General features: G+C 71.2%; 14 protein-coding genes. 8 read left to right on the forward strand and 6 right to left on the reverse strand.

Going from position 1 to position 14,170, the window contains the following annotated elements; all coding sequences use genetic code 11:
• Positions 1–513 (forward strand): class F sortase (locus ABZS54_RS27995; protein WP_355541824.1); only part of this gene is annotated, 513 nt, incomplete at its 5' end.
• 132 nt (positions 514–645) lie between these two features.
• Here the strand turns inward: ABZS54_RS27995 and ABZS54_RS28000 are convergent.
• A complete protein-coding gene (locus ABZS54_RS28000) occupies positions 646–1,521 on the reverse strand; it encodes a HEAT repeat domain-containing protein (protein ID WP_355541827.1) in 876 nt (291 codons plus the stop codon).
• Positions 1,522–1,874: 353 nt separating this feature from the next.
• Here ABZS54_RS28000 and ABZS54_RS28005 point away from each other — a divergent pair, with 353 nt between their 5' ends.
• The 3 genes from ABZS54_RS28005 to ABZS54_RS28015 all read left to right on the forward strand — a co-directional run bounded on the left by ABZS54_RS28005 (position 1,875) and on the right by ABZS54_RS28015 (position 3,959).
• Positions 1,875–2,315, forward strand: coding sequence for a hypothetical protein (locus ABZS54_RS28005; protein ID WP_355541830.1), 441 nt, complete (start codon positions 1,875–1,877; stop codon positions 2,313–2,315).
• A gap of 8 nt (positions 2,316–2,323) precedes the next feature.
• Complete coding sequence (locus ABZS54_RS28010; RefSeq protein WP_355541833.1) at positions 2,324–3,151, forward strand: MarR family transcriptional regulator; 828 nt, start codon at positions 2,324–2,326, stop codon at positions 3,149–3,151.
• Positions 3,152–3,389: 238 nt separating this feature from the next.
• On the forward strand, positions 3,390–3,959 hold the full coding sequence (locus tag ABZS54_RS28015) for a septum formation family protein (protein WP_355541836.1): 570 nt from the start codon (positions 3,390–3,392) through the stop codon (positions 3,957–3,959).
• 228 nt (positions 3,960–4,187) lie between these two features.
• On the opposite strand, the gene ABZS54_RS28020 is transcribed toward ABZS54_RS28015, so the two are convergent.
• From ABZS54_RS28020 to ABZS54_RS28030, 3 genes are all read right to left on the reverse strand, one after another.
• Positions 4,188–5,153 (reverse strand): ABC transporter substrate-binding protein, encoded by a 966-nt coding sequence (locus ABZS54_RS28020; RefSeq protein WP_355541839.1) that lies wholly within the window; start codon positions 5,151–5,153, stop codon positions 4,188–4,190.
• Positions 5,154–5,281: 128 nt separating this feature from the next.
• Positions 5,282–6,409 carry an ABC transporter permease gene (locus tag ABZS54_RS28025; RefSeq protein ID WP_355541841.1) on the reverse strand — a complete coding sequence of 376 codons (1,128 nt, stop codon included), beginning with the start codon at positions 6,407–6,409 and terminating at the stop codon, positions 5,282–5,284.
• Positions 6,406–7,179 carry an ATP-binding cassette domain-containing protein gene (locus ABZS54_RS28030; RefSeq protein ID WP_355541844.1) on the reverse strand — a complete coding sequence of 258 codons (774 nt, stop codon included), beginning with the start codon at positions 7,177–7,179 and terminating at the stop codon, positions 6,406–6,408. Before ABZS54_RS28030 ends, ABZS54_RS28025 begins: the two co-directional genes overlap by 4 nt.
• Before the next feature lie 352 nt (positions 7,180–7,531).
• Here ABZS54_RS28030 and ABZS54_RS28035 point away from each other — a divergent pair, with 352 nt between their 5' ends.
• The 4 genes from ABZS54_RS28035 (at position 7,532) to ABZS54_RS28050 (ending at position 11,796) form a co-directional block, all read left to right on the forward strand.
• Positions 7,532–8,863, forward strand: coding sequence for an AGE family epimerase/isomerase (locus ABZS54_RS28035; RefSeq protein ID WP_355541847.1), 1,332 nt, complete (start codon positions 7,532–7,534; stop codon positions 8,861–8,863).
• Between the two features lie 182 nt (positions 8,864–9,045).
• On the forward strand, positions 9,046–10,077 hold the full coding sequence (locus ABZS54_RS28040) for a LacI family DNA-binding transcriptional regulator (protein WP_355541850.1): 1,032 nt from the start codon (positions 9,046–9,048) through the stop codon (positions 10,075–10,077).
• A gap of 88 nt (positions 10,078–10,165) precedes the next feature.
• A complete protein-coding gene (locus ABZS54_RS28045; protein ID WP_355541853.1) occupies positions 10,166–11,158 on the forward strand; it encodes a carbohydrate kinase in 993 nt (330 codons plus the stop codon).
• A gap of 110 nt (positions 11,159–11,268) precedes the next feature.
• Positions 11,269–11,796 carry an aminoglycoside adenylyltransferase gene (locus ABZS54_RS28050; RefSeq protein ID WP_355541856.1) on the forward strand — a complete coding sequence of 176 codons (528 nt, stop codon included), beginning with the start codon at positions 11,269–11,271 and terminating at the stop codon, positions 11,794–11,796.
• Positions 11,797–12,150: 354 nt separating this feature from the next.
• Here the strand turns inward: ABZS54_RS28050 and ABZS54_RS28055 are convergent, their stop codons facing one another.
• Complete coding sequence (locus ABZS54_RS28055; protein ID WP_355541859.1) at positions 12,151–12,981, reverse strand: aminoglycoside phosphotransferase family protein; 831 nt, start codon at positions 12,979–12,981, stop codon at positions 12,151–12,153.
• Positions 12,978–13,751 carry a DUF2071 domain-containing protein gene (locus ABZS54_RS28060; RefSeq protein ID WP_355541861.1) on the reverse strand — a complete coding sequence of 258 codons (774 nt, stop codon included), beginning with the start codon at positions 13,749–13,751 and terminating at the stop codon, positions 12,978–12,980. The genes ABZS54_RS28055 and ABZS54_RS28060 overlap by 4 nt, the downstream gene beginning before the upstream one ends.
• Between the last annotated feature and the right edge of the window lie 419 nt (positions 13,752–14,170).

The following is a 14,170-nucleotide window of genomic DNA, read 5'->3' on the forward strand; positions in this document are numbered from 1 at the left end:
CCCGCCGCGCCCGCGCCGCCGTCCGAGGCGCCGCACCCGGGGCCGCCGGAGGCGCCGCCGATGCGCGCGTCGATCCCGACCCGGATCCGGATCCCGGAGTTGGGCATCTCGGCTCCGCTGGCCCGGGTCGGCCTGGACCGGGCGGGCGGCATCGAAGTGCCCGCGAAGGGGGATCGCAACCTCGCCGGCTGGTACCAGGGCGGCGTGACGCCCGGCCAGAAGGGCACCGCCTCGATCGTCGGCCACGTGGACACCGCCGCCGGTCCCGCGGTCTTCTATCCGCTGGGCGCGCTGCCGCGCGGCTCCCGGATCGAGATCGACCGCGAGGACGGCACCGTCGCGGCCTTCGTGGTGGACGGGGTCGAGGAGTTCAGCCGGGACGACTTCCCCGCCGCCCGCGTGTTCGCCGACGCACCCCGGCCGGAGTTGCGCCTGCTCACCTGTGGCGGCGCCTACAGCAAGAAGACCCACTATTCCGGCAACGTCGTGGTTTTCACCCACCTCGTCCTGTAGCCCTCCGCATCCCTGCGGGCGGGCCCTCTTCCCGGCGGAGACGGCTCACCCGAGTTCCCACTGCGGCGGATGAGGTGCGTTCTCTTGGTTTCGACGTGCGGGGTGGCGAAGCCTCCGCGGCGGACGGTGTCGCTAGCCGATGCGGCGTCGGGCTCGGAGAACGACGGCGACGACGGCGTCGGAGATTTCCTCGCCCACACCCACACGGACTTCCGCGACGGTTCCGGACCGGTCGGCACACAACTCCGTCTCGAACATCTCGCTCTCCAGCTTGACAAGAACGTCGCCGTTCACCACGGTCTGCCCGGGCGCCGCTACCTCGGTGACACGGGCCGGCAGGAGAGGGGAAGACGCGGTGAACTCCCTGACTTCCAGGTCCAGCCATACGGGTCGGGTGAGCGGGCCGCCGATGCGCTCCTCGATGCGAGCGAGGGCCCGCTCGGCCATCATGGCGGTCCGGTCGTCCTTGGCGAGCCAAGCCAGCAGCGGGCCGATCGCACGCTCGTCACCCAGTTGCCCCAGCACTTCGAAGGCCGTCGAACGATGGTCCTCGTCGACCAGGCAGGCGACGATCGCATCGGTGTGTTCGGCGGATCCGTGCTTGACCATGCCGTGCAGCGCCTGCCGGCGGGTGAAGCCCGGAGAGCGCAGCCCACGCTCGAGGATCGGCAGCGCGCGGGAGTCGGAGAGTCCCTGGAGCGTCCACAGCACCGCAGGTTCGAGTGCCGGGTCCTCGGCGACCGCGGCGAACAGGGTGTCGGGAAACGCCTTCGCCAAAAGCGCCTGCAGCGTGGAGAGGCGTTCGAATGCCTCTCTCCCCAGGGCGTCGAGGCGTCCGCGTACCTCTGCCAACGCGTCGTTCCAGGACTCTCCGGCCCGGCCTGCCCGCGTGTCCAGAAGACGCGACAGGCTCACCGGCCCTGCCGCCACCAGGCCGTCGTACGCCTGGTCCTCGCCGCACACGTATCGCGCGATGAGGCGGTCTATCCCAGCGTCTTCGATGTCCATCAAGTCGTCCCTTTGTGGAAGCTGCCGTCCAGCAGCGTCGTCATCCGGCCCGCGAGCCCCGCCTCGGAAGACGCGCGTACCGCGCGCTCCACCACGGCCGGTCGGCATCCGTGCGGCAGAGGCGGTGAGTCGGCTGGTCATGGTGGCCCTCCGAGGGATGTCGACGGGTCCGAGTGCCCCGTGTATCCACTCTCAGGCCGGGTCACAGTGCTCGACCGGTTGTGGTCATCACCTGCCGATTCTGGGCGGGCGCCCGCCCAGAGCAGGCACGCGTGGGCGGCGATGGGCAGCAGTTCTCCTGCGGAACCGGTCCGCTGGAGAAAAGACTTGGCAGTTCTGGGCAGGTTGCGGGCTTGAGTGCCCGCCTGGCGGCCGGGCGACACGTGGCGATCATGATGCCGGGCGAGGACCGAGTACCGGCCGGTGAACGACGGGACCTGGTGCTTGCGCTCCATGGGCTGTACACCGACGCCGGCCGGCCCAGCACCCGTGCCGCCGCCAAGTCGATCAGCGGCAACAGCGACCTTCCGGCGCCCGTCAGCCGCGAGACGCTCGGCCTGTTGCTGAACGGTCGGTCCGTACCGGACTGGCCGCGCCTGGAATCGGTGGTGCGGTACCTGGCCGCCACCTCGGTGCGCCGAAGGGACGTGGCGCGAGAGGTCATGCGTTTCCACGATCTGTGGTGTGCGGACCGGGACACCGCTGCGAGCGAGTCGGGCGTGCGTCTGCCGCACCCGGGAGGCGGTCCAAGCGGTCCGTGCCGCTCCGCGAGGTGTCACCGCAGGCGGGCATGATGCGGGCCATGACTCACACCGCCCGTCGCATGTTCGAGCTCCTGGAGCCGATCTGCCTGGTCACCTACTCCGCCGACGAGTGCAACGAGGAGCTGGCCGCGCTCGGCCACCGCACCTACTGGGACGGCTACTTCGCCGGCCGCGCCGCGCCGCTGGGGCGGGTGCCGGCGCAGGTCGTACACGCCGCCTTCTACAACTTCGCCGACGGGGAGGCCGCGCGGCACATCCCGAGCGCGTGGGAAACGATCGCGCCCGAGGCGTCCGTCGCCGCGCGGGAGCGGGGCAGCGCGGCCTCCCTACGGCGGATCCTCGGCGACGACCTGGCCGACTCCCCGGGTCTGGTGCGCGCCGCCGACCTGACCACCAAAGCCGCGACGAGCGCACCCACGGAAGGCCGGGTGATGTATGCCGGGATGCGCACCCTCGCGGTGCCGAGCGACCCGGTCGCCCGGCTGTGGCATTGCGCGACCATGCTGCGCGAACACCGCGGTGACGGGCACATCGCCGCTCTCGTCTGCGCACGCATCGGCGGCACTCAGGCCCACATCCTCGACGCACTCGCGAAAGGCATCCACCCGCCGGAGTCGTTCGGGCGCGTCCATCACCTGCCGAAGGAGCGGCTGGCCGCGGTCATGGACGGCCTGCGCGAGCGCGGACTCGTCGACACCGACGGCCGGTTCACCGACGCCGGCCGCGAGACCAAACAACGTATCGAAGCCCTCACCGACGAGCTCGCCGCCCCACCATACGACGCCCTCTCCCCCACCGAGCTCGACGAACTGGTCGCCGAGCTCGAACCCATCACCGCAACGCTGGTGGCCGCAGGTTCGCAGTGACGGTGGACGTGTGGCGGATCGCGCAGCCGGTGGGCCACGAACTTCCCGCCGCGGGCTGGTGTGGGCGGCGCCGACACACGAGGATGGCAGCGGATCGGGAACGGGTGTGCCGGATGGTGAACGACGAGGGGCGTGATCCTCTCGACTTCGCAAAAAATCAAGCACCGTTTCCCTCGACGTTTCGGTGAGGGATCGCGACAGGATCTTGGGCGTCCCAAAGCGAAAGGTTGTGTCCCACATGCCCACCTCCCACCGCCTGCGCATGATCGCGCCGGCCGTGGCCGGAGTCGTCGCCGCCACCGCACTGCTGTCCGGCTGCCTCGGCAACGACAAGGACGACAAGGGCAGCAAGACTCCCGTCGTCCCTTCGACCGCATCACCCACGGGGAAGGCCACCACGAGCCCGACCGGCAAGCCGGGCGGCACCACCAAGCCCACCGGTACCGCCACCGGCACGTCCACGGCCGACATCATCGACGCCTTCACGTACAAGACCGGCCAGTGCATCAACCAGGACGGCTCCAAGACCACGGACGTCTCCTGCACCAAGCCGCACAGTGGCCAGGTCGGCAAGGCGTTCGACCTGCCGGCGACGGTCACGCCGGCGACGCTGGGGTACACGGACAAGGTCAACGATCTGTGTGAGCAGTACGTCGGCCCCATCGTGGACCGGCAGCCCGCCTCGCCCAAGATCACCTTCTCGTTCTCGTACCCGCTCGACATGAAGTCGTGGAACGCTGGCAACCACCAGGCCGCGTGCATCATCGAGCGCGAGGACAAGAAGCCGCTGACCACGATCATCAAGTAGCGACCCGGCGGGCGCACTTGCGTGACATCGGCTCCCGTGCCTCCCTACGGGGGCCGTTCGCACGTCCGAGCCAAGTACCCCGAGCCCGGGGCCGAAGCCGGCCGCGACCGGCCCCGGAGGGGCCGGGGGCCGGTCGCGAGTCGGGCCGCGGGTGCGCTGCGCCGCCGCTCGTCCGGGGCAAATCGGCCGGCGTTGTCGCCCGCCCGGTGTGCGAGGTGGTGGCCGAACTCAACAGGCGCCCTTGTAGAGGTACTTGCTCACGTCGGGTTGGTCCAGGTTCTCCTTGGTGACGGCGACCAGGTCGGTGGAGATGGACTTGGGGACCGGCTTCTTGTCGAGTGCGGCGACGGCCTGTTCGACGCCCTGGGAGCCGATGTCGAACGGCTTCTGGGCGATCAGGCCCTGGATGGAGCCCTTGCGCAGGGCCTCGACCTGTTTCGGGGTGGCGTCGAAGGCGACCAGTTTGACCTGGCCGGCTTTGCCGGCCTGTTCGATGCCGGTGGCCGCGCCCTCGCCGCTGAACACGTTCGCCGCGAAGACGCCGACCAGGTCGCGGTGCGAGGCGATCGTCGAGGTGACGATGGAGGCGGCCTTGGCCGGGTCGTCGTCGTTGTACTGCACGCCGAGATAGGTGATGCCGGGGTGCTTCTTGATCTCGGTCTCGAAGCCCTTCAGGCGGGCGTCCGTGGTGGAGATGCCGGGTTTGACACTGATCGCCGCAACCGTGCCCCGGTCCTGGACCAGGTTGGCCAGGGTCTGTGCGGCGAGCATGCCGCCGCGTTCGTTGTCGGAGGAGATCGCGGTCTCCCGGATCGAGCCGTCGTCGAGTTTGGTGTCTACCTCGATCACCTTCGCGCCGCGCGACTTGAGCTGCTGCTCGGGCTGCCGCAGGGCCTGGGTGTCGGTGGGTGCGATCAGTACGGCGTCGGGGCTCTTGGCGGCGACGGCGTTGACCACGGGGGTCTGCAGCGAGGCGTCCCACTTGTCCGCGCCGGTCACGTCGAGCTTGACGCCGAGTTCCTTGGCCTTCTGCTGCGCGCCGCAGGCCATCGAGATGTAGAACTCGTCGCCCTTGACGCCCTGGACAAAGGTGATCTTGCGTCCGCCCCCGGAGCCGCCGTCGCTACCGCACCCGCTGAGGGCGGCGGCCGCGGTCAGGGCGATGGTCACGGCGACGTACGTCGGTGTCTTCATCGGGCAGTGCCTCCTGGCGGTGGGGGGGCGAAGCGATCGGCCGCAGGGCGGCCGGCGGCCGGGACGGGTGGTGGGTCGGACCACGACGGGCGGTCGGGCCAAGACGGCGGGGGGACGGCCCCGGCTGGTCAACGGCGTTGTAGGCCGCGGCGGCGCAACTGGTCGGCGTACACGGCGGCGATCAGCACGGCGCCGACCGCGACGCTCTGCCAGAACGGCTGCACGCCGAGGATGACGAAGCCGTTCTGCAGGATGGCGGGGATGAAGACGCCGATCAGCGTCCCGACGACGGTGCCGACGCCGCCGAACAGGCTGGTGCCGCCCAGGACGACGGCCGCGATGGCACCGAGCGAGTCGTTGGCGTGGCCGCCGATCGTGGTGGTCGTGAAGCGGGCGAGGGACAACACGCCGGCGAGTCCGGCCAGGGTGCCCGACAGGGCGTACACCTTGATCATGTGCCGGTCGACGGCGATGCCGGCGCGGCGGGCCGCCTCGGCATTGGAGCCGACCGCGTAGGTCCGCCGGCCGAATCGGGTCATGGCCAGCGCGAGTGCGCCCAACGCGGTGACCACCAGGGCGATCACCACCAGCCAGGGGATGCCCAGGAGTCGGCCGTTGCCGATCGTGTCGGTGAACCGGGTGGGTACGCCCCGGACGTCCTGACCCTCCGTCATCACCTGGGCCAGGCCCAGTGCCATGCCCAGGCTGCCGAGCGTGACGATCAGCGCGGGCACTCTCGCCTTGGCGATCAGGAAACCGTTGAACGCGCCCCACGCGGCGCCGGCGGCGAGACCGGCGAGTACGCCGAGCAGGATCGCGCCCCAGTCGGCGTCCGGTCCGGCGACGGCGGTCATCGTCTTGGCCGCCGCGACACCGGCGAACACCAGGACCGAGCCGACCGACAGGTCGATGCCGGCCATGATGATCACGAACGTCATGCCGACGCCGACGATCAGCAACACCGCCGCGTCGGTGGCCACGTTGCGCAGGTTGAACGTGGTCGGGAACTCTTCGGGTCGCATGATGGAGAAAGCGGTCACCAGCACCATCAGGACCAGGAAGGTCCACCACGAGTTGCTGCGGGCGAGCCGGCGCCAGACCACGCGGTGGAGGAACGATCCGGCGTCCGGGGAGGCGTGGTCGACGTGTCCCGTGTGCTTCGGATCTGCTGCGGTGTCCGGGTCCACGGGCTGCCCGTCGGCTCTCCCGTCCGGGTCCGGGCGCCCCGGCGAGGTGGCCGTCTTGTCGAGATTCATGCCGGCGCTCCTTGCGTGTCCAGTCCGTCCAGGGCGCCGGTCATCGCACCGACGAGTTCCTCCACCGTGGTGTCCGACGCGGTCAGGCTCGCCACGCGCCGACCCAGGCGCAGCACCTCGACGCGATCCGCGACCGCCAACACCTCGGGCATGTTGTGACTGATCAGCACGACCGCGATGCCGTTGTCCCGGACCCGGCGGATCACGTCCATCACCCGGCCGCGCTGGAGCACGCCGAGCGCGGCGGTCGGCTCGTCCATGAAGATCACCTTGTCCGCCCAGGCGACCGCTCGGGCGATGGCCACGCTCTGCCGCTGGCCTCCGGAGAGCGTCCCGATCGGGGCGTCGATGTCCTGCAACTCCACGCCGAGCCGGGCGAACGCCTCGATCGCACGCTCGCGCATGGCGGCCTTGTCCAGTACGCCCAACCGGCCGGCCAGGCCGCGGCGCAGCAGCTCGCGGCCCAGGAAGAGGTTGGCCGCGCCGTCCAGATCGGGCGCCAGCGCGAGGTCCTGGTAGACCGTCTCGATGCCCAGTTCCTGGGCGTCGGTCGGTCGTTCCATGCTCACCGGGCGGCCCTCGAAGAGGATTTCGCCGGCGTCCGGTCGTTCGGTGCCGGCGAGGGTCTTGGTGAGCGTGCTCTTGCCGGCGCCGTTGTCACCGATCAGCGCGACGACCTCGGCCGGGAAGACGGTGAAGTCGGCGCCGCGCAGGGCCTGGACCTGGCCGTACCGCTTGACCAGGCCCCGACCTTCGATCAGGGGTTGCACGTGCCCAACTCCTTCGGGTTGTCGAGTCGTTCCCCGCGAGCCGTCTCGGCCGAGGCCGGGGCGCCACGAGTTCGCACGTGTGTCAAGACGGCGACGAGAAAGCGGCCGGTGTCGCCCACCGTCTGACAACGGTGTCAGTACAGTGCTGGCCCACAGGACGAGTGTCAAGAGTTTCACGGATCTCGGATTCGGCTCGGAACTCGCGCTGATCTGTTGGGGATTAGGACGATTGCCCAGGACGGCCTCGACCCGGCGAGCTCTCGGTGTGGCTGCGGACAGCCGCGATGTCGACAGCTCGCCGACGGCCCAGTACGGTCTGACTGACAACGATGTCAGAGGGAGTGTGCGACACATGGCGGCTGAACCCCTGGGGGACTCCCCCGAACACGCGGCGTGGCTCGACGCGGAATGCGACCGACTGATCCGCTTCGCCCGGGGCGCGCGGTTGGCCGAGGGCGGGTTCGGGTGGCTGGACGACACCGGTCGGCCGGTCGCGGACGGGGTGCTGCACACGTGGGTGACGGCACGGATGACGCATGTGTTCGCGTTGGCGCAGTTGCGGGGGGTCGGCGGCGGGACGGGCAAGGTCGCCGCGGACGCCGGCGGCACGCGCGGCGGCGATACGGACGCCGGTGCTGCCGGCGATGTCGACACGGACGAGGCGGCGGCGCTGGTGGCGCACGGTCTCGCCGCCTTGACGGATCTGCTGCACGATCGCGAACACGGCGGCTGGCATCCGGTGGTGGACCGGTCCGGGCGGCCCGTACTCGACGCCGAACGCCTCGACGGCAAGCGCATGTACGACCACGCGTTCGTGGTGCTGGCCGCCGCGAGCGCGTGCGCCGCCGGCCATCGCGGCGCCCCTGCCCTGCTCGCCGAGGCCCTGGACGTCGTCGAGCGCCGATTCTGGGAAGCCGACCGGGGCGCCTGCGCCGAGTCCTGGGACCGGGCCTGGACCACCGGCGAGGCGTACCGGGGCGCCAACAGCAACATGCACGCCGTCGAGGCGTTCCTGGCCGCCGCCGACGTCACCGGCGAGCACCGATGGCGCACCCGCGCCCTGCGCATCGCCGACCGGGTCGTGCACGAGCACGCCCGGGCCAACGACTGGCGTCTGATCGAGCACTTCGACCCGGATTGGACGCCGCGCCGCGAGTACAACCGCGACCGGCCCGCCGACCCGTTCCGCCCGTACGGCGCCACCGTCGGCCATTGGTTCGAGTGGTCCAGGCTGCTGCTCGCCCTGGCCGCCTCGTTGCCGGATCCGCCCGAGTGGCTGCGGAGCGACGCGGTGGCGCTGTTCGCCGCAGCGGTCCGCGAAGGCGGCCACGCGGACGGCCGGCCGGGCTTCGTGTACACGCTCGACTGGACCGGACGGCCGGTGGTCCGTACCCGCATGCACTGGGTCCTGGCCGAGGCGATCGCGGCGGCGGCGGCACTGCGTCGGGCCACCGGGGTCGCCGACTACGATGACTGGTACCGAGCGTGGTGGGAGCATGCCGACGCCGTGTTCCTGGACCGGAAGCATGGCAGCTGGCATCACGAACTCGACCCCGACGCGCGGCCCTCGGCCACCGTCTGGCAGGGGAAACCCGACGTGTATCACGCGGTTCAGGCCACCCTGCTGCCCCGGCTGGGGTCCGCACCGACCCTCGCCGAGGCGTTGCGTCGGGCCGCCCGCTGAACCGACGACCGCCACCCGCCCGACCCGACCTCCCGCCGCCGCTTCCCGCTCCGCTCCCAGTCCCGGTGCCATTCGCACCCCCGCTCGCTCCCGGTGCCATTCGCACGCCCGCTCCCGGTTCCGAGAGCAACGCACCATGGGTGCCGGGTGCGAGCCCGGCCGCTCGAAAGGTAGGACCCCCGATGGCCGGCCCGACGACCCCGGTGCGACCGCGTGGGCGCGGTCGCACCACGATGAAGGACGTGGCCGCCCTTGCCGGCGTCGGCATCAAGACCGTCTCGCGGGTGATAAACGGTGAGCCGAACGTCAGTGCCGTGAAGCAGCAGGCGGTGTGGGCCGCCGTCGCGCAGACCGGGTTCCGCCGCAACGACAGCGCGGCGCAGCTGCGCTCGGGTCACACCTCCAGCATCGGCCTGGTCCTGGAGGACGCCGCGGATCCGTTCTCCTCCGCGCTGACCCGGTCCATCCAGGACATCGCCCATCAGCACGGCACGGTGCTCTTCAGCGCGTCGTCCGCGGAGGATCCGGACAAGGAGCGCGACCTCGTCCTGGCGCTGTGCGCCCGCCGCGTGGACGGATTGATCGTGGTCCCGGCCAGCGGCAGCCACCGCTACCTGCTGCCGGAGATCGAGGCCGGGATGGTGTGCGTGTTCGTCGACCGCCCACCCGGCGACATCGAGGCGGACACCGTACTCGTCGACAACGTCGGCGGCGCCCGAAACGGTGTCGACCACCTGATCCGGCACGGCCATCGGCGGATCGCCTTCATCGGCGACCGATTGGAGATCTTCACCGCACGCGAAAGACTGCGCGGCTACCGCGAGGCGTTGACCGAGGCGGGCATCGAACCGGATCCGCGGCTGGTGTACAACGGGCCGCCGTACGGGGAGGAACTGCGCGCGTGGCTGCGGGCGATGCTCGGTGGGGCCGACCCGGCCACGGCGGTCTTCTGCGGCAACAGCCGGTTCACGGTGGAGACGGTGCGTGAGATTCGCCGTTCGCCGGTACAGCCCGCCCTGGTCGGCTTCGACGACTTCGAACTCGCGGACATGCTCAGCCCCGCCGTGACGGTGGTCGCCCAGGACCCGTTCGGCATCGGGCAGGCCGCCGCGCACCTGTTGTTCCGTCGCCTGGGGGGCGATGCGACCCCGGTGCAACACATCCACATGCGCACCAGGCTGATCCCGCGCGGCTCCGGCGAGGTCGGTCCGTGACCGGCGGTAGGCGCGCCGGCGCCCGGCCGGTCGGGGCCCGCGCGTGCGTCATCCATCCGAACGACGGTCCAGCCAGGAAGGCCGCAGCATGATCACCGTGATCGGCGAGGCGTTGATCGACCTCGTATCCGTCCGGGGCGGCGATCCGGTCGCCCATCCCGGGGGCAGCCCGACCAACGTCGCGGTGGGGCTGGGCCGGCTCGGCGCGCCGGTGCGCCTGATCACCCGTTATGGGACGGACCCGCACGGCGAGTTGCTCGCGGCGCACTTGGCGGCGAGTACGGTCGAGGTGGTGCCGCAGAGCCGGTCGGCGGGTCGGACGAGCGTGGCGCGGGCGGATCTGGACGCGTCGGGGGCCGCGACCTACACCTTCGACATCGTGTGGGAGTTGCCCGAGTCGGTCGGCGTTCCGACCGGGTCCCGGTGTGTGCACACCGGTTCGATCGCGGCGACGCTCGCTCCGGGCGCGGACCTCGTGCGGCGCGTCCTGGCGGCCGAACACGCGAAGGCGGAGGCGGTGGTCTCGTACGATCCGAACTGCCGGCCGTCCCTGATGGGCGATCCGGGGCCGGTCCGGGAACGGATCGAGTCTCTGGTGGCCCTGTCGGATGTGGTCAAGGTCAGCGACGAGGACCTCGAATGGCTCTATCCGGCCCGGGACTTCGCCGAAGTCGCGGATGCCTGGCTGGGGCTGGGCCCGAGCCTGGTCGTGGTCACCCGAGGCGCCGCAGGCTCGTACGGCGTGTGCTCGGCGGGTCGCGCCACGGCGCCGGCCCGGGCGGTGCGGGTGGTGGACACGGTCGGTGCGGGCGACGCCTACACGGCCGGCCTGCTGGACGCCCTTCGCCGCCGGGACCTGCTGAACCCCGCCGGCATCCGGCGCCTCGACCCGGCGACGCTCGGCACGCTGCTCACGGACGCGTCGGTGGTCGCGGCCCTCACCTGCTCCCGGGCGGGCGCGAACCCGCCCACGGCGGCGGAGCTGAGCGCGTATCGCCGCGAGCACGGACTCGCCTGCGGAGCGGGTCGACACCAGGGCTCGTCGTCGAACCCGTGGCCCGGGTCGGCCGGGACCCGATGAGACCGCGGTCGCCCCCCGCACGGATCGGCAGAAGGTCGTTTTCGGTCACGGGTGGATGACGGCGCGGCGAGACCGTGCCAGGGCGGCTGCGGGAGCTCTACGGTAAACCCATGACTGTGTCGTCGGATGCCGACCGGCAGCTCGCACTGATCGTCGAAGTCCAGGATCTGGCCCGGGAGTTGGGTATACAGGTCTGGTTGCGTGGCGGATGGGCAATGGATTTCTTCCTGGGCCGGATAACCCGGGAACATGTAGACGTCGACTGGTTCGCGTGGGCTCAGGACGCCCCGGCGCTCACCGCGGCGTTCTCCGCGCGAGGATTCGTTCGCCTGGCTCGGGCTCCCGCCGAGCAACAACTCGATTACACGACGGGCGACGTGGAGTTGGGCTTCGCCTTCCTGGCCCGCGATCCCGACGGTCACGTGATCGTGGCCGGCGGACCGTGGGCGGGTTCTCGCTGGCCGGAGGGGATGCTGGAGACGCCTCCGGGCAAGCTGGCCGGGCTGTCCTGCCCGATCGTCTCGCCCGAGGCGCAGATCGAGATCAAGTTGATGACACCGACGTGGATGCCGCATCGGCCACGTCGGGCCAAGGATGTCGAGGACGTCGAGCGACTGCGGGAGGGGATGGCCAGGTAGACCGCACGGCTGGGTCGTCGTGATTCCGGTGGGGGTGCGACAACCGCGTGAGCGGGGACGGTGGGGCGACCGACGTGAGGTCGGCGTCCGGAGGCGACCGGCGCGCGTCGGCACCTCGGGGATGTGATCGACACGAACGATCCGTCCGGGCATCCGCCCTCACTCCACCACGCCGACACCGGCCGGCCGGATTTCGCGGGTGGACGGGCCGATCGGGCGGGTGGCAGTGGTCGCGATCGCGTCGCCGGCGGTGGCCGAACCGGTCGAGGCGGGTGCGCGGCGATACGGGGAGCGCGGGCGCCGGGGGACGCGGGCTCGGCGGCGGACGTCCCCCGTGGCGGGCGAACCGGCGAACTACACGACTCGGTCGAGGTGGGCCAGGAGTCGTGCCGCCTGTCGCTCCAGCGTTCCGGGTGGGTTGCGGTCGTGGCCAGGGCTGTCCGGCAGCAGCATCAGCAGCCAGATGAAGGCCAGCAGGGTCCGGAAGTTCCCTAGCCGTTCGATCTCCGGATCGGTCGGTTCGAAGCAGGACAGAAAGAACGTCGTGTCGTCCTCGGTGCCGCCGGGCCACATCGAGATGTGCTCGACGATCTCCGCCAGCTCGAACGCCCGGTCGCTGCGCCCGGAGATCTCGAAGTCCACGAGGCGAACCCGCGTGCCGTCCCACAGGTAGTTGGCCAGGTTTCCGTCCGACAGGCCGAACACCGGTCGGATACCCGGCCCCGGTTCCGACGCCGGGTCCCGATCGGCCAGCCACCTGCGTCCGGCCTCGAATGCCTGCGCCACCGTCGGGTCCGGGCCGAGTTCGCGACCGCCCGTACTCCACGCCCGCGCCTTGCCCTCGACCACGGGCGGATACCAGGTGCAGGCCGGCAGCGCCAGGACCACCTCCGGCGGGATCGCGTCGTGCATCGTGCCGATTGCCTCCGCCAGGGCTCTCAGTCGCTTCCGGTCGAGTTCGCGTCCGCGAAGCGGCACACCCTCCAGTCGGGACATGACGATGACGGGCGGCTCGCCTTCGAGGTCCGCCCGGATGGGTTCGGGGGCCAGGCCCGGTGCGTATCGGGTCAGCAGGTGCAGCGCCTGCCACTCGCGCAGCGGCTGCGCCCGCTCGCGCGAGCGGAAACTCTTGACGACCACGTCGTCACCAAGCTCGATGTCGTGCGTACTCCAGGTCTCGGTCATCGCGGCACGCTACTTCCCTGCGGTGGACATGGGCCGGCGGCGACCGGGAGGGGTGGGCCGAAGCGGACGGGGACGCCGGGTGAGTAGAGCACGCTGTCCGGATCGCCGGCGACCCGGGGGAGGCCGGCGGCTGCGACCAGATCGTCGTCGAGATGCAGCAACTCGGCGCGGCGAAGCGGCCATCGCGGGTGTGCGTTGGGTAGGTAGAGGGTGCGGCCGCCGACTCGGGTGTGCAGGCCCCAGCGCGCGGTGACGAAGTGTTCGAGTGGGCTGGGGTCGGTCACCGGTGCGCCGACTCGCACCTCCACCGTGCCGCCCCTCGGCGCGCCCTCGGGGCGATGCCGCCGCGTCGTGTAGCGCACGCGGTCGGCGGTCCGGTCGATGCGCATCCGGGCCCAGCGGTACGGGAGTCGCAGCGTGGCCCGGGCGGTCAGCACGGGCAGCAGGCGGGCGGCCTCCAGCGAACGGAACACGACGCCGCGCCGGCCGGCGCCGTCCACGGAGTACAGCCGCACGTTGGTCTCCGGGAAGGTGCCCAGCCACGGCACGCCCGGCAGGCGCAGGAATCCGACGCCCACCATCCGAAACGGCACCAGGCCGACGTAGGTCACGCCGTCCAGGACGTCCGGCCGGGTCCCCTCCGGGAGCAGCGGGGCGACCGCGGCGGGCGGCACGGCCCAGTGCACGAAGGTGAGTTCGCTCCAGCGCTGGGTGAGCAGCACGTGCGGGATGCCGCGCGGCGACAACGGGGTGACGGGTTCGGTCCACATCCGATCATGGTGACCCATCCCGTGCGACCGCGTGCACCGTCTCCCGTCCGAGCGTTGGCGGTTCGGGCCTGGCTCGGGCGCGGGCGTCGCAGTTGGGCTTCGGTTCGGCCGAGCCGAGGGATGATGCGATGGAGCCGTGACCCGAAGGACGCGAAGCCGATCCCGAGGCGGCCCGGGAGCGGTACGACCGCGACATGCGCGCTACGCGCGGCGCGGTGCGGGAGGTGTTCCGCGCCGATCCGCGCGATGCGCACCGGGTCTGGGCATCGTGCGTGTGGCCGGTGTGGTCGCGGGCTTCGTCGGGGGTCCCGTCGTCGGGGGCCTGGTGGTCGGATCGTTCGCCGCACTGTTCGTGGTGGCTCTGACGATCATGCTCGTTCGAGGCATCCGAGGGGTCGAGGCCGGACGCCGGGCCTATC

This window comes from Embleya sp. NPDC005575 (assembly GCF_040605455.1).
GTDB lineage: Bacteria > Actinomycetota > Actinomycetes > Streptomycetales > Streptomycetaceae > Embleya.